We start from the raw sequence: 15,363 nt of genomic DNA, 5'->3' as shown, positions 1-15,363 counted from the left end.
ATGCAGGAAACCCAGGCGCTGGCCGCCGTCGCCGCACTCGACGAGCCGACCCGGCGCCGGTTGTACGAGTACGTGGTCCGCCGCCCGGAGCCGGTGAGCCGCGACGACGTGGCCGCGGCGCTCGGCGTTCCCCGGGCGACGGTCGCCTTCCACCTCGATCGCCTGGTGGCGGAGCAGCTGCTGGCGGTGGGCCACGAGCGCCGGACCGGCCGCAGCGGTCCGGGGGCGGGCCGCCCGGCGAAGCTGTACCGGCGGTCCGGCCGGCAGGTGAGCGTCTCCCTGCCGGAACGCCAGTACGAGCTGGCGGGCGGGCTGCTGGCGGCCGCGGTGGAGGAGGCCGACGAGACGGGCGGGTCCCCGCGGCAGATCCTGCTGCGCCGCGCGAGGGAGTGCGGGGCTTCGCTGGCGGCCGGCGGCCAGGACGTCGTGGGCGCGCTGGAGGAGAACGGCTTCGAGCCACGCCGTGAGGGTGGCGAGGTGCTGCTCGCCAACTGCCCGTTCCACCGGCTGGCCCAGGCCCACACGCGGCTGGTGTGCGAGATGAACCTGGGGCTGGTCGAAGGGATGCTGGCGGGGACCGGGGAGACCGGCCTGCGGGCCCGCCTGGATCCCCGGCCGGGGTGCTGCTGCGTCCGCCTCGCCGCGGACTGACGGTCGGCCGGGTGCTACTTCGGCGGGACCTCGCCGAGCCGTCCGGCCACCGCCGTCGTGATCGCGCTGGCGCCGAGCTCCGTGCCCGGCTTGATCCACGGCTGCTCGGGCTCGGGGCCGGCGACCGTGCGCTCCCCGATGAAGCCGCCGGTCACCGGGTCGATGATCAGCTGGCGGATCTCGTGGCGGTCGTCGAGTCCCAGCGCGACTCCGGTGCGGCCGTCCAGGTTCGTCGACGCGGACAGGACCTTGATGCCCGGGATCTTCGCCAGCGCCCGGTACCACTGCGCCCGCAGCTGCGCCGGCATCTGGCCGGCGCGGAGGATCGCGACGCCGAAGTGGAACATGACCGACGGCGTCGAGCCGCGGCCCTTCGTCAGCTGCTGCAGCTTCGCGTACAGCGCCGCCGGGTCGTGCGGCAGCGTCGCGTAGAACGCCGGGCTGTCCCAGTCGGTCGCGTCGCCGCACTTCTTCGCGGGCTTGGCCTGCGGGAAGAAGTCGCCGCAGCGGCCCTGCCACCGGCCCTGGTCGGTGTTCGTCAGCTCCGGCTCCGGGGCCTGCGCCTGCGGCACCGACCCGCCGAGGAACTTCCCGGTGCTCAGGATCCTGCGCGTCTCCTGCCAGACGTCGCGCTCGTCCGCCGGGATCCAGCGGTCGACCTCCTGCTCCCACAGGTAGGTGTAGCCCGTGCCGTCGCCGGTCTGGACCCCGCGCTGCACCCAGGTGTGCTCGGCGACGTACCGGAACTGCCCCGGCCCGACCGGCTGGTCGGCCGCGCCGACCGTCAGGTCCGCGGCCCGGGTCAGCACCTGGACCGCCGACATCAGCCGGACGTCCGGGGCGGTCGCCGTCGGTACCGGGCCGACCGAGCCCGCCGGGGGCGGTGCGGCGGCCGGGCCGGGCGCCGGCGTCGTCGGGTGCTGCTGGGCGAGGACGACCGTCACCGCCACCACGCCCGCGACGGCGGCCGCGACCGGCAGCGCGAACCGGCGCACCCGCTTCGGGCGCAGGGGGAGGACGGTTCCCGCGTCCAGCTCGGCCAGCAGCCGGGCCCGGGCCGCGGCCAGGTCGGCCGGCGCGGTGCGGGCGTCGCGGTGGAGCAGCTCGAGGGTCTCGTCGAGCTCGTTCATGACTGGTTCTCCTCGGTGGGGACGAGCAGGGCCTGGAGCCGGTGGCGCACGCGGTGCAGGCGCGAGCGCACCGTGCTCGCGGGCACCCCGAGCGCCTCGGCGACTTCGGCCGGTTCGAGACCGGCCCAGGACGTGAGCAGCAGGACGTCGCGGTCCTGTTCGGACAGTGCGGCGAGCTCGGCGGCGAGCACGCGCAGCCGCGCTGCCGCGTCGACCCGGCCGGCCACCGCGGCGTCGTGGTTTTCGGCCGGGCGCTCCTCGACACCGGCCTTCGCGGTCAGCTGGAGCCCGCGGACCTCCTGGCGCACGTGGTTGCGCAGCAGGTTGGTGGCGATGCCGTAGAGCCAGCCGCGGATCGGCGCCTTCTCCGGGTCGTAGCTCGACCGTCTTCGCAGCGCGACGACGAACGTCTCCGCCACGAGGTCGTCGGCGACGTGCACGCCCACCCGGCCCGCGAGGTAGCCGCGCAGGGGAGGGGCGTACTCGTCGAAGAGCCGCGCGAAGATCTCCTTCGGATCCCGTGCGGCGAGGTCGGGCCGGTCCAGCCGTTCGACGATTCTGGTCACGGTACTGGTTGTCCCGGCCACCCGCCGGCGTCCCGGCTCGCCCGGCCGGATGAGACGCACGCCACATTCGGAGAACAGCCCGGCCCCCTGCGGACAACAGCCGGTATGCACCGACGGAACGCGATGCTGCTCGCCGCGACGAGCCTCGGCGCGGTGGTGGCGGCACTGGCCGTCGCCGTGGCGGTGCGGCCGCCGGAATCCCCGGAGACGCTCCCGCCGCCCGCGCCGACGACGAGCGTGGCCACGACCGCCACCGCGGCCCCCGTATCCACCGACGCCGAGCCCGGACCTAGAGGCCCGGTGCGCGCGTCCACGACCGCGAGCCCACCCCCGCGAGCAGGGCGAACGCCGCCCAGCGCGTCGAGACGGCCGTGAAAGCGCTCTCTGCTCCGCTCGGGTGGTCCAGACCCGGCGCGGGAGGTCCGGAAAGCGCCGGTTCGGCGGTACCGTCTCGGTGGTGAGACGGTACGACGTGGAGGGGGCCAGGGTGGTGGACCGGGCAAAGCCGGGGGAGCAGACGAGGACCTCTCCGCCGGGGCCGCGGCAGCCGAGCCTGGCCGACGTCGCCGGCATGGCCGGTGTCTCGCACATGACCGTTTCGCGGGTGGTCAACGAGAGCGGGCCGGTGCGGCCGGAGACCCGCGAGCGGGTCCTCGCCGCCGTGCAGAAGCTGGGGTACCGGCCCAACACGGCCGCGCGGGCGCTGGTCACCGGGCGGTCCGGCACGCTGGGCGTGGTGGCGCTCGAGTCCAATCTCTACGGACCGGCGAGCACGCTCTACGGCATCGAGAACGCGGCCCGCGAAGCCGGGTACGGCGTGGCGATCTGCAGCGTGACGCGGCCCGGCCGGACGTCGATCGGCGACGCGGTGGAAAGCCTGCGGCGCCAGGCCGTGGAGGGGATCGTGGTGATCGCCCCGCACGTCACGGCCGGCCGGGCGCTCGAGGCGGCGCCCTCGGACATCGCGCTGGTGGCGGTCGGCGGCGGCGAGTCCGCGCCGGTCCCGGTGATCTCCGTCGACCAGTACGACGGCGCCCGCCGCGCCACCGAGCACCTGCTGTCGCTGGGGCACCGGACGGTGTGGCACCTGGCCGGGCCGGAGGACTGGCTGGAGGCCCGCGACCGGGAGCGCGGCTGGCGCGAGACCCTGGAGGGCCGCGGGTTGCGCGTGCCGGCGGTGGTACGGGGTGACTGGAGCCCGCGGTCGGGGTACGAGGCCGGGCGGGCGCTCGTCGGCAAGCGGGGGCTCAAGGCGGTGTTTTCGGCGAACGACCAGATGGCGCTGGGGTTGCTGCGGGCGTTCACCGAGGCGGGTATCCGGGTGCCGGAGGACGTGCAGGTGGCCGGGTTCGACGACGTGCCGGAGGCGGAGTTCTTCACGCCGCCGCTGACCACGGTGCGGCAGGACTTCATCGAGGTCGGGCGGCGGACGTTCGGGTTGCTGGAAGAGCGGATGGCCGGTGGGGATGCCGGGGCTCGGCATCTTGTGGCTGCTGAGCTGGTGGTGCGGGAGAGTACTCGGGGTCGGTGATCCCGGGGTGCCGGGTCTGGTTCGGTTTGCCGTGGGTGGGCCGGCTGGGGTCGGTGGTGAGCCGTGCTGTTGGTGCCGTGGGTGTTTCCGTAACCCCGATGCCCGATTGTGACTACGGCCGGCGGCGCCGCGTCAAGGCGGGAAAGCGTGCCTTGACCCGGCGCCGCCGGCCGTGTTGGGGCTTCGGATCGGGGTTGCGGGGGGTGTGGGTTTCGTCCTTCGGTTCGGGGGCTGCCGGGCTTTGGTGCGGTCTGCGGTTCGGGGGCTGCCGGGCTTCTGGTGCGGCTTGCGGTATCGGGGCTGCCGGGCTTTGCTTTGGCCTGCGGTGTGGAGGCTGCCGGGCTTTGCTTTGGGCTCCGGATTCGCGTGGCTGCTCCCTTTCGCCCGAATGCTGTTAGCGCTAACAAGACCACTGCATTGATCCATCTTGGTGTTGTATCTTGACCGCTTCTGTGCGGTCGACAAAGGTTCGTGTTCGATTGTGGTCCCCGCCGCTTCAGGAGGCTCCGCATGCGCTCCCGCCGCCGTTGTCGGACGCTGTTCGTCGCCCTTCTCGCCGCCCTGTTCGCCTTCGCCGGGGTTGGTGTCCCTCAAGCCCTTGCGGCTGTGCCGGCGCCGGCCGGACACACCGTCACCTACGACGGCTATTCCTTCCTCGTCGACGGGAAGCGGACCTACCTGTGGTCCGGCGAGTTCCACTCCTACCGCCTGCCCAGCCCCGACCTGTGGCTCGACATCTTCCAGAAGATGAAGGCCGCCGGGTTCAACGCCACCTCGCTCTACTTCGACTGGGGCTACCACTCGCCCGCACAAGGCGTCTACGACTTCTCCGGCGTCCGGGACCTCGACAAGCTCCTCGACATGGCGCAGCAGGCCGGCCTCTACGTCATCGCCCGACCGGGGCCCTACATCAACGCCGAGGTCGACGGCGGTGGGTTTCCGACCTGGCTGTCCACCACACCCGGCCACACCCGCAGCGCCGATCCCGTCTACCTCGGGTACTCCGACGAATGGCAGACGCAGATCGACCGGATCATCGCCCGGCACCAGCTCACCAGCGGTTCCGGCAGCGTGCTCGCCTACCAGGTCGAAAACGAGTACTACAACGGCAACGCCGACGGCCGCGCCTACATGCAGCACCTCGAAGACAAAGCCCGCGCCGACGGCATCACCGTCCCGCTCGTCGGCAACAACAACGGCACCTTCAACGCCGGCGCCGCCGCGCTCGACGTCGATGCCGCCGACTCCTACCCGCAGGGCTTCGACTGCTCGAACCCCACCCGGTGGAACGGCGTGCCGGACATCAGCTACGACCACGTTCCCGGGAAGCCGCTGATCACCGCCGAGTTCCAGGGCGGGGCCTTCGACCCGTGGGGCGGTCCCGGCTACGAGAAGTGCGCGCAGCTGATCAACGACCAGTTCGCGAACGTCTTCTACAAGCAGAACATCGCCGTCGGCGCCACCGGGCAGAGCTTCTACATGCTGCACGGTGGTACGTCCTGGGGCTGGAGCGCGATCCCGCAGAACTACACCTCCTACGACTACGGCGCCGCGATCACCGAAGGCCGCCAGTTCGACCCGAAGTACCTCGAAGACAAGCTGATCGGCTACTTCACGCAGTCCGTCGCGCCGCTGACGAAGACCGACGGGCTCGCCGGGGCGCCGCTGACCGATCCGGCGCTCACCGACACCGCCCGGATCAACCCCGACACCCGCACGCAGTTCCACACGCTGCGCCACAGCGACTCGACGTCCACCGCCACCAACACCACGAGTGTCGCGCTCGACCTCGCCGCGCACGCCGGGTACACCTACGACGACCGCGCCACCGAGGTCGCCTACAGCGGCACCTGGAGCCACGTCGGCCCCGAGGCCGGCTACACCGGCGGTGACTACCAGCACACGGAATCCTTCTCCGACACCACCGGGGACAGCGTCAGCATCCCCTTCACCGGCACCGGGATCCGGTGGGTGTCCTCGAAGGACGGCAACCACGGCATCGCCGACGTCTACCTCGACGACACCAAGGTCAGCAGCGTCGACCTCTACGCGGCAAGCAAGCAGAACCAGGTCACCGGGTACGAGGTGCGCGGCCTGCCCGCCGGGGCGCACACGCTGAAGATCGTGGCCACCGGGCAGAAGAACGCGAGCGCCGACGGGACCTTCGTCGTGGTGGACGCCGTCGACCTGCTGTCCGGCAGCGCCGACTACTACCCGGTAGTGCCGCAGCAGCCCGGGACCGGCATCACGCTGAACGGGCGGCAGTCGAAGATCCTCGTCGCCGGCTACGACCTCGGCGCCACGCGGATGCAGTACTCGACGTCGGAGATCATGACCTCCGCCGCCATCGGGGGCCGGGACGTCGCGGTGCTCTACGGCGACAAGGGCGGCCCCGGCGAGACCGTCCTGCGGTTCGCGAAGCAGCCGGCCGTGCAGGTACTGGGCGGGGCCGCGACGAGCACGTGGGACGCCGCCCGCGGCGACCTGCGGCTCAACTACACCCACGACGGCCTGACCCGCGTGCTCGTCACCGCGCCGGGCGCGCGGCCGCTGCTCCTGCTGCTCGCGGACAAGGCGACGGCGGCGACGTTCTGGCGGCAGGACACCGCGTCCGGGCCGGTGCTGGTCCGCGGCACGCACCTGGTGCGGACCGCGGCGGAGAGCCGCGGCACGCTGGACCTGACCGGTGACACCGGCGCCGACGGCACGTTCGAGGTCTTCACCGCGGCGCAATCGGTGCAGTGGAACGGGTGCCGGGTCGCGGTGAAGCCGACGCCGAGCGGCAGCCTGAGCGGGACGGCGCCGGCCACCAAGCCCGTGACCCTGCCCGCGCTGACCGGCTGGAAGCACCAGCAGGAGTCGCCGGAGAGCCGGCCGGCCTTCGACGACTCGGCGTGGCCGGTGGCGGACAAGGAGACCACCAACAGCTCGACGGCGCTCGGCACGAAACCCGTCCTCTTCGCCGACGACTACGGCTTCCACACCGGCAACACCTGGTACCGCGGCCACTTCACCGGCGACGGCAAACAGACCGGGATCACCCTGTCGAGCCAGAGCGGCGGCCCGGCCGGGGCGTTCTCGGCGTGGCTCAACGGCGTCTTCCTCGGCAGCTCGACGAGCCCGCAGCACACGTTCGGCTTCCCGGCGGGGTCGCTGCACCAGGGCGACAACGAGATCTCCGTGCTGACCGTGAACATGGGCCACGAGGAGGACTACGGCGCCGGCAACGGCAACAAGGCCGCCCGCGGGCTCACCGCGGCCCGGATGACCGGCACGCCGCTGACTTCGGTGACCTGGCGGCTGCAGGGTGTCCGCGGCGGCGAGTCCGGCCTGGACCAGGTCCGTGGCCCGCTCAACACCGGCGGGCTCTACGGCGAGCGTGCGGGCTGGTCGCTGCCCGGCTTCCCGGACCGCGGCTGGGCTCCGGCCTCGCTCCCGGCGACGGACCGCACGCCCGGCGTCTCGTGGTACCGCACGACCGCGGACCTGGATCTGCCGCGCGGACAGGACACTTCGCTCGGCCTGACCATCACCGACGACCCGGCGCGGCAGTACCGCGCGCTGCTGTTCGTCAACGGCTGGCAGCTCGGCCAGTACGTCAACTACCTCGGGCCGCAGCACAGCTTCCCGATCCCGAACGGCGTCCTTAACCCCAACGGGCACAACACGATCGCCGTCGCGGTGTGGAACCTCGACGGCAGCACGGGCGGGCTCGGCAAGCTCGAATGGACGAACTACGGCAGCTACCGCTCGCCGCTGACCGTCCGGCCGAACGCCTCGCCCGGCTACGACCCGGCGCGGTACGCGCTGCCACCCGCGCCCACGGCGGGGGTGTCGCTGACCGCACCGGACACGGCCTCGGCCGGGCAGCCGTTCACCGCGTCGGCGACCGTGTCGGTGCCGGCGGGCGCACCGGCGGCGTTCGACGTCCGGCCGTCGCTGACCGCGCCGGCCGGGTGGACGGTCGGTGCCGCGTCGCCGCCTTCGGTCCCGCGGGTGGACGGCGGCAAATCGGCCACCTTCACCTGGACGGTGACGCCTCCTTCCACGGTGGACACCGCGGCGCTGAAGGTCGCGGTGGCCTACCGGCAGGCGGGCCGCGCGGGTTCGGCGACGGGGGAGCGGATCGTGGGCGCGGTGCCCCTGGCGCCGCCCGCGGGCCAGGTCGCGGTCAGCTCGCTGCCGTTCCTCACCGCCACGAACGGCTGGGGCCCGGTCGAGCGCGACACGAGCAACGGCGAAGCGAGCGCGGGCGACGGCAAGCCGATGACCATCGGCGGCGTGTCCTACGCCAAGGGGCTCGGCGTCCACGCGGCCAGTGACGTCCAGCTCTACCTGGCGGGTACGTGCACCCGGTTGACGGCTTCGGTGGGTGTCGACGGTGAAACCGGCACCGGCGGCAGCGTGGCCTTCAGCGTCTCGGCCGACGGGGTGACCAAGGCGAGCACCCCGGTGGTCCGCGGCGGGCAGGCGGCGGTGCCGATCGACGTCGACGTCACCGGCGCCCAGGTGCTCGACCTGCTGGTGGGCGACGGCGGCGACGGCAACGGGCTGGACCACGCGGACTGGGCGGTGCCGACGCTGACCTGCGTCACGCCGCCCGCCCGGTGACCGCGGGCAGCGGCCGGAGCACGAAGCCGGCGCGGACCTGCCGCCGTTCGCGCCACAGGTGGTACAGCGCGAGCCCGAAGATCACCGAGCCGGCGACGTTCGCGGTGAAGTGCCACCAGACGCGGTAAGTGCTCAGCCCCGGGCCGGGGTCCACGAGCCCGAAGAACGTGGACAGCCCGATCGCCCGGGGCGCCCCGAACGCGACCGACAGCGTGAGGACCAGGTGCTCCAGCCCGTGCAGGCCCTGCATCCACACGCCCGTCTTCGCCCAGCGCCGGGTGCGGGTGCCGCTCGCCCGGCGGGTGATCACCATGACGCCGGCCAGGCCGGCCAGGAAGAGGAAGTTGCCGGTCAGGTGCAGCAGTTCCATCCCGAACGTGGGCCGGCCGGGCAGGACCACCTGCAGGCCGTTCGCCAGTCCGGTGCCCCACGGCGTCATCCAGGCCGGTGCGTTCGGGTGGCCCAGCCAGTACGCGACCTGGGCCACGTGCTCCTGGACGTGCCCGAGCTGCCCGAGCACGCCGAAGCCGATCACCACCAGTGCGCCGCGGTGGACCCAGGACCGCACCGGACCGCGGTCGGCGTAGGCCAGTACCCCCACCGCGGTCCACATGGCCAGTGCCCAGAGCACCAGCAGCACCGCACCCGCGGTGTCCCACCCCGACATCGGCATCGCCATGGCCGCCTCCCGTGTGTCCGTCACCCGACGCTAGCCGCGGCCGGGCCGCCGGACGTCTTCCGGCGTGCGCCCGGGAACCGGACAAACCGTTACGGTGCAACGGTTTCCGGGTCAGGGGAGGACAAGCCGGACGGCGAGCGCGGCGATCACCGCGCTCGACACGAGCGCCGTCACCAGCCGGCCCCGCGGGCCGGTCAGGACCCGCCCGAGCAGCGCGCCGCCGCCGGCGAGCGCGGCTTGCCAGCTCGCCGACGCGGCGAACGCGGCGAGCACGAACACCGCCCGGTCGAGCGCCGGTACGGCCGCGCCGGCGCTGCCACCGACCACCAAAGCGGTGAAGTAGACGACCGTGGCCGGGTTGACGAGCGTGACGCCCAGCAGGCTGACGTAGGCGCGGCCCGGCGCGAGCGGCGTGACCGGCCGCGCGGCCGCGGCCCGGTGGGAGCGGACCGCACGCAGGGCGCCGTGCCCGGCCAGCACGACCAGGACGGCGGCCGAGACCCACCGCAGTGGCCCGGCGAAGGGGGCGATGGCGTCCGCGACCGCGGCCCCGCCCAGCACGGCGAGCAGCGCATACACGCCGTCGGCCGTCGCGACGCCGAGGGCCGCGGCCAGGCCGGTCCGGAGCGAGGTGCGGGCGGTGAGAGCCACCAGGTACGTCCCGACGGCGCCGACCGGGATCGCGATGCCGTAGCCGGCGACCAGGCCGGCCAGCAGCGCGGCGCTCACGGCGCGGGAACGATCGACCCCCGCGGACGGCACGGCTGCTGCCGGACCGGCGCGGTGGTCGCGGCGACGGTCGGCAGGAGCGGGGTGCTATACGTGGTCATGCGCAGATCGTGACCGCCGCCGAGGGGGAAGGCAACCGGGTTTTCCAGCCGGTGCGCCCCGGCGAGCTGTGCTTGAATCGCCCCGGGGAGGCACGCGAGCGAGAGAGGGCTGTACACGATGCGGGTCGACCTGAGCGGGAAGACGGCACTGGTCACCGGATCCACCCAGGGCATCGGCGCGGCGATCGCGACCGGTCTCGCGGCGGCGGGCGCACGGGTGGCGATCAACGGCCGCAGTGAGACCGGCGTCCACAAGGCCATCGCGCGGCTGCGCGAACAGGTGCCGGACGCGGACTTCCTGCCGGCCCCGGGCGACGTCTCCGAGGAGGCCGGCGCGGCGCAGGTGGTCGAAGAGGTGCCGGACGCCGACATCCTGGTCAACAACCTCGGCATCTTCGGTCCCAAGGAGCCGCTGGACATCACCGACGCCGAGTGGCGGCACTACTTCGAGGTCAACGTGCTGGCCGCCGTGCGGCTCACCCGCGCCTACCTGCCGGGCATGACCGACCGCGGCTGGGGCCGGATCCAGTACATCGCCAGCGATTCCGCGATCGTCATCCCGGCCGAGATGATCCACTACGGAGTGTCGAAGACGGCCCTGCTCGGCGTGTCCCGCGGGTTCGCCAAGCACGCGGCCGGCACCGGCGTCACGGTCAACGCCGTGATCGCCGGGCCGACCCACACCGGTGGGGTCGAGGACTTCGTGCACGAGCTCGTCGGCACGGACCTGCCGTGGGACGAGGCCCAGCGCGAGTTCATGAAGCGGCACCGCCCGCAGTCGCTGCTGCAGCGGCTGATCGAGCCCGAGGAGATCGCGCACCTGGTGGTGTACCTGAGTTCGCCGTTCGCTTCGGCGACCACGGGCGCGGCGGTGCGGGTCGACGGCGGGTACGTCGACGCGATCGTGCCCTGAGGGATCAGGGCGTGACCGGGACGTTCGTCAGCCCCGAGCGGGCGTTCGCGACGGTGTTCGACGCGTGGACGACGTTCGGCCTCGCCGCGCACTTCGACACCGAGCTGATCCGGATCGCGTAGGCGCCGACGCGCCGAGGTCGGACTTGTTGCCGCGCCAGACGTTTCCGCAGCCGTTGTCGAACGACGGGCTCGTGCTGGGGCTGTGGTTCTCGTAGCCGTTGGCGAAGACCCCGGGCGGGGCGAACCGATGTGGTTGTCCAGCACCTGGATCCGGTCGCCGCGGTCGACGCCGCCGGAGTTGCCGTGGCAGCCGCAGTTCGAGCCGGCCGAGCCGAGGTACACGCCTTCGCCGTAGCCGGGCTGCACCAGGCCGGTGTAGGTGATCGTGGAGTTCTTCAGCACGCTGTCGGCCGACGAATGGTCACATATGTGAACGCGGTGTCCGTGACACTTTCCGGTGACCCGGAACTGAAGAGACGTTCGACGGGGAATTCTCCCCGGTGAACCCCTTGGCACGCAGGGGAAAGCTCAGCGGAAGGAGAGCACGATGAACACCCGGATCGCTTCTTGGGCCACCGCGGCCGCGCTCACGGTTTCCGCGGCGGTCGCCACGGCCGCGTCGGCCTCGGCCGACACGGTGCCGGGCAGCTCGACCCAGTTCTACGCGTACTGCTCGGTCGACCTGCTCGGGGTGCCGGTCGCTTGCGCGCAGACCGACCAGGCGCACTCGTCGCACATCTGCCAGTACCTCGTGACCCCGCTCGGCCTGGGCCTCGACTGCATCCAGCGCTCCGCGGCGTGACCCGGCGGCTGCCGGGACCACCGGCCGGCGTCGGCTGAGGGGGCTTTCCTCGCCGGAACCGAGGGGGAAGCCCCTTCGGCGCGCCACGGCCTCTGCCGAGCCGCCCGAAGCGCCGTGCTTTGGGACAAGATCGGGACATTTCTGGTTCACACCTGTCGAACATCCCCGACGAACCGGCGATCTTCTCCGGACAAAGTGACCGGGGTGCGCTCCACCGAGTGCACCCGGCACCCGGAGGAGACCCATGGCCCGTACCCGAATCCGACCCGTCGTCGCGGGGGTCGCCGCTGCCCTGGCCGTGGGCCTGGCCGCCGCCGTCTGGGTCGTCTTCCCGCCCGAGACCGCCGGGCGGGCCCTCGCCGCCCGGCCCGACGTCGACCTGCCGCTGCCTTGGCCCGCCGAGGGGCAGGCCAGCGCCGAAGTGCAGAACCTCGGCTCGCTCGGCAGCCGCGGCGAGCAGCGGCCGGTGCCGATCGCCAGCGTCACGAAGGTCATGACGGCCCACGTCGTGCTCAAGGACCACCCGCTCGGGCCCGGCGAGGCCGGCCCGGAGATCGTCGCCGACGAGCAGGCCGAAGCCGAGTCGACCTCGGCGGAGGAGTCGAGCGCGCCGGTCCGCGCGGGCCGCCGGTTCAGCGAACGCGACCTGCTCGCCCTGATGCTCGTCCCCTCCGGGAACAACGTCGCCCGCTTGCTCGCCCGGTGGGACGCCGGCAGCCAGGAGGCCTTCGTCGCGAAGATGAACCGCGAGGCCGCCGCGCTCGGCATGACCAGCACCACCTACACCGGCGCCAGCGGCGTCGAGGACTCCACCACCAGCACCGCCACCGACCAGCTCCGGCTGGCCCGCGAGGTGATGAAGGACCCGGTGATCCGCGCGATCGTCGCCACCCCCAGCCTGCGGATCGAGGGCGTGCCCGGCCCGGTCGTCAACACGAACACCCTGCTCGGCCACGACGGCGTGATCGGGCTGAAGACCGGCTCGTCGACCGCCGCCGGCGGTGCCCTGATGTGGGCCGCGCGAGCGGGCAACGGCGCCCTCGTCCTCGGCGTCGTCCTCCACCAGAATCCGGGCGGGACGCCGGCGGCCGGGCTGCGTGCCGCGCTCGAGAACAGCGGGAAGCTGATCGCCGCGATCCAGCGCGAGCTGCCGGCGGCGACCCGATGACCGCGGCCACCGAGCCGATGGCGGTCCCCGCCCGTCCGGGCCGCCGCTCCGGGCCATGGCGCCGCGGGCGCGTGATCGCCGTGTTCGCGGTCCTGACCGCGCTGCTGCTGCTCGCCCACCCGCTGGTGCCCAACTGGCCGGGCAACGCCGGGAGCCTGCTGGAGACGTTCCTGCCGTGGACCGGCCTGCTCGTCGTGCCGCTGCTGGCCGCGGCGCTCCTGCGGCGCTCCGCGCTCGCCCTCGTGGCGCTCCTGCTGCCGTCGCTGGCCTGGGGCGGGCTCTTCGGCGGCCGGCTCTTCGACAAGCGCGAGCACGGCGGGGACCTCACCGTCGTCTCGCACAACGTCAACGACGAGAACCCGGATCCGGCCGGCACCGCACGCGCCCTGGCCGCCTCGGGTGCCCAGGTGATCGCGCTCGAGGAGCTGAAGAAGTCCGAGGTCCCGAAGTACGAGGACGCCCTCGCCGCGGCGTACCCCCACCACTCCGTGCAGGGCACCGTCGGGATCTGGAGCACCTTCCCGCTGCGCGGCACGCGGCCGGTGGCGATCATGCCGTGGACCCGCGCGCTGCAGACCACTGTGGACACTCCGAAGGGCCCGGTGGCGGTGTTCGTGGCGCACCTGCCTTCGGTGCGCGTGCGCCTCGACGCCGGGTTCACCGCGGTCGGCCGTGACGAGGCGATGGGACTGCTGGCCGACGCGATCGCCGGGGAATCCGCACCGCGGACCGTGCTGGTCGGCGATTTCAACGGCACCGCGGACGACCGCGCGCTGCGCCCGATCACCGCGCGGATGCAAGCCGCGCAGGACGAGTCCGGCGACGGTTTCGGCTTCACCTGGCCCGCCGCGCTGCCGCTGGCCCGGATCGACCAGGTCTTCGTCTCCGGGGTGCGGCCGCTGGCGGCCTGGACCCTGCCCGCGACCGGCAGCGATCACCTCCCCGTCGCCGCCACCGTGGCGTTCTGAACCGGACGACACGCGTACTCCGACGGACGACTCGCGTACCTGGACGGACGACACGGACCGAGCCTGCCGGGGCAGCTGTGTCGTCCCTCCGGGTACGCGTGTCGTCCGTTGTGGTACGCGGCGAACATGCCGTTGAACACCGGCCCGTGCTGACGGGCGGTGAATTTCAAACGACGCTCCGCGCAGGTCGCGCCGTCGAATTCGTCGGCGGGCCCGTGTGAAGGGCATGTGACTAGACCGTTACGCGACCCGGTCTTGACCCCGTGGGTGTTATCGCTAACACTAACTCCTCGTCGTCACCGGAACAGGTGACGCAGACCATGTCGGAGCGGACGGGAAGGGGACGCCGGTGGCCGAACGACCCCGCTCCGGCGGACCCCTGAAGGCGACCGCCGCCGGGACGCGGCAGCCCAGCCTGACCGACGTCGCGGGCGTGGCGGGCGTGTCCCACATGACCGTGTCCCGGGTGATCAACGGCACCGGGCCGGTGCGCCCCGAGACCCGGGCCCGGGTGCTCGCGGCGATCGAAGAACTGGGCTACCGGCCCAATTCCGCGGCCCGCGCGCTGGTCACCGGGCGGACCGGCACGCTCGGCGTGGTCGCGCTCGAGTCCAATCTGTACGGTCCGGCCAGCACGCTCTACGGCATCGAGAACGCCGCCCGGGAAGCCGGATACGCGATCACGATCTCGAGCGTCAGCCGGCCCGGCCGGTCGTCGATCGCCGACGCGGTGGAGAACCTGCGCCGCCAGGCGGTCGAGGGCGTCATCGTGATCGCCCCGCACGTCAGCGCCGGCCGGGCCCTGGAAGCCGCACCCGCGGACTTCCCGGTCGTCGCGGTCGGCGGCGGGGAGGCGGCACCGGTGCCGGTCATCTCCGTCGACCAGCGCGACGGCGCCCGCCGCGCCACCGAACACCTCCTGGCGCTGGGCCACCGCACGGTGTGGCACATCGCCGGGCCGGAGGACTGGCTGGAGGCCCGCGACCGCGAGCTCGGCTGGCGGGAAACCCTGGAGCGCCACGGTGTCGGGGCCCCGCGGGTGATCCGCGGCGACTGGAGCTCGCGGTCGGGCTACGAGGCGGGGCGATCCCTCGCCAAGGAAAAGGATCTGGACGCCGTCTTCGCCGGCAACGACCAGATGGCACTGGGCCTGCTGCGCGCGTTCGCCGAAGCGGGCATCTCGGTGCCGCGGGACGTGCGCGTGGCGGGCTTCGACGACGTCCCCGAGGCGGCGTACTTCACGCCGCCGCTCACGACGGTGCGCCAGGACTTCATCGAAGTCGGACGGCGTACGTTCGGCCTGCTGGCCGGGCGGATGGACGGAGGCGACCGGAACGCGCGCGCCCTGGTCGTCCCCGAGTTGATCGTGCGCGAGAGCACCGGACCGCGCTAGCGCCGCGGCCGGCGGGACCTGTGGTTCCCGAGGGATTGTTAGCGCTAACACGCACCAACCGGTTTTCACCCCTGATAGTCCCCACAAAGGTTTTCCCACTGATCATCGTCGATCGAGGA

Annotated in this window: 12 protein-coding genes; 8 read left to right on the top strand and 4 right to left on the bottom strand. The window is 72.9% G+C overall.

The annotated features are described in order from the left end of the window. Entirely contained in the window at window positions 1-651 is a 651-nt protein-coding gene (locus tag ACWEGE_RS37645) for a helix-turn-helix transcriptional regulator (RefSeq protein ID WP_449665252.1), read from the top strand. A 14-nt stretch (window positions 652-665) separates the two neighbouring features. Here the strand turns inward: ACWEGE_RS37645 and ACWEGE_RS37640 are convergent, their stop codons facing one another. Together ACWEGE_RS37640 and ACWEGE_RS37635 are read right to left on the bottom strand one after the other, a co-directional pair. Next, window positions 666-1,781, bottom strand: coding sequence for a CU044_5270 family protein (locus ACWEGE_RS37640; protein WP_449665251.1), 1,116 nt, complete (start codon window positions 1,779-1,781; stop codon window positions 666-668). Next, entirely contained in the window at window positions 1,778-2,347 is a 570-nt protein-coding gene (locus tag ACWEGE_RS37635) for an RNA polymerase sigma factor (protein WP_449665250.1), read from the bottom strand. The genes ACWEGE_RS37640 and ACWEGE_RS37635 overlap by 4 nt, the downstream gene beginning before the upstream one ends. A gap of 487 nt (window positions 2,348-2,834) precedes the next feature. On the opposite strand from ACWEGE_RS37635, the gene ACWEGE_RS37630 reads away from it, so the two are divergent. Together ACWEGE_RS37630 and ACWEGE_RS37625 are read left to right on the top strand one after the other, a co-directional pair. Then, a complete protein-coding gene (locus ACWEGE_RS37630) occupies window positions 2,835-3,878 on the top strand; it encodes a LacI family DNA-binding transcriptional regulator (protein ID WP_449665282.1) in 1,044 nt (347 codons plus the stop codon). Between the two features lie 510 nt (window positions 3,879-4,388). After that, entirely contained in the window at window positions 4,389-8,489 is a 4,101-nt protein-coding gene (locus tag ACWEGE_RS37625) for a beta-galactosidase (RefSeq protein ID WP_449665249.1), read from the top strand. On the opposite strand, the gene ACWEGE_RS37620 is transcribed toward ACWEGE_RS37625, so the two are convergent. Both ACWEGE_RS37620 and ACWEGE_RS37615 read right to left on the bottom strand, forming a co-directional pair. Further along, a complete protein-coding gene (locus ACWEGE_RS37620; RefSeq protein ID WP_449665248.1) occupies window positions 8,470-9,168 on the bottom strand; it encodes a DUF6008 family protein in 699 nt (232 codons plus the stop codon). The two genes, ACWEGE_RS37625 and ACWEGE_RS37620, sit on opposite strands and share 20 nt — an antisense overlap. A 111-nt stretch (window positions 9,169-9,279) precedes the next feature. After that, a complete protein-coding gene (locus tag ACWEGE_RS37615) occupies window positions 9,280-9,897 on the bottom strand; it encodes a LysE/ArgO family amino acid transporter (protein WP_449665247.1) in 618 nt (205 codons plus the stop codon). A gap of 219 nt (window positions 9,898-10,116) precedes the next feature. On the opposite strand from ACWEGE_RS37615, the gene ACWEGE_RS37610 reads away from it, so the two are divergent. The 5 genes from ACWEGE_RS37610 (at window position 10,117) to ACWEGE_RS37590 (ending at window position 15,244) form a co-directional block, all read left to right on the top strand. Beyond that, window positions 10,117-10,911 (top strand): SDR family NAD(P)-dependent oxidoreductase, encoded by a 795-nt coding sequence (locus ACWEGE_RS37610; protein WP_449665246.1) that lies wholly within the window; start codon window positions 10,117-10,119, stop codon window positions 10,909-10,911. 549 nt (window positions 10,912-11,460) lie between these two features. After that, window positions 11,461-11,715, top strand: a complete 255-nt coding sequence (locus tag ACWEGE_RS37605; RefSeq protein WP_449665245.1) for a hypothetical protein — start codon at window positions 11,461-11,463, stop codon at window positions 11,713-11,715. Window positions 11,716-11,959: 244 nt separating this feature from the next. Further along, window positions 11,960-12,883, top strand: a complete 924-nt coding sequence (locus ACWEGE_RS37600; protein ID WP_449665244.1) for a D-alanyl-D-alanine carboxypeptidase family protein — start codon at window positions 11,960-11,962, stop codon at window positions 12,881-12,883. A 17-nt stretch (window positions 12,884-12,900) separates the two neighbouring features. Beyond that, on the top strand, window positions 12,901-13,851 hold the full coding sequence (locus tag ACWEGE_RS37595; RefSeq protein ID WP_449665281.1) for an endonuclease/exonuclease/phosphatase family protein: 951 nt from the start codon (window positions 12,901-12,903) through the stop codon (window positions 13,849-13,851). A gap of 349 nt (window positions 13,852-14,200) precedes the next feature. Beyond that, complete coding sequence (locus ACWEGE_RS37590; protein ID WP_449665243.1) at window positions 14,201-15,244, top strand: LacI family DNA-binding transcriptional regulator; 1,044 nt, start codon at window positions 14,201-14,203, stop codon at window positions 15,242-15,244. The last annotated feature ends 119 nt before the right edge of the window (window positions 15,245-15,363 follow it).

Source organism: Amycolatopsis sp. NPDC004747, from assembly GCF_053601335.1.
This window is presented reverse-complemented; position numbering and strand designations above follow the sequence as displayed.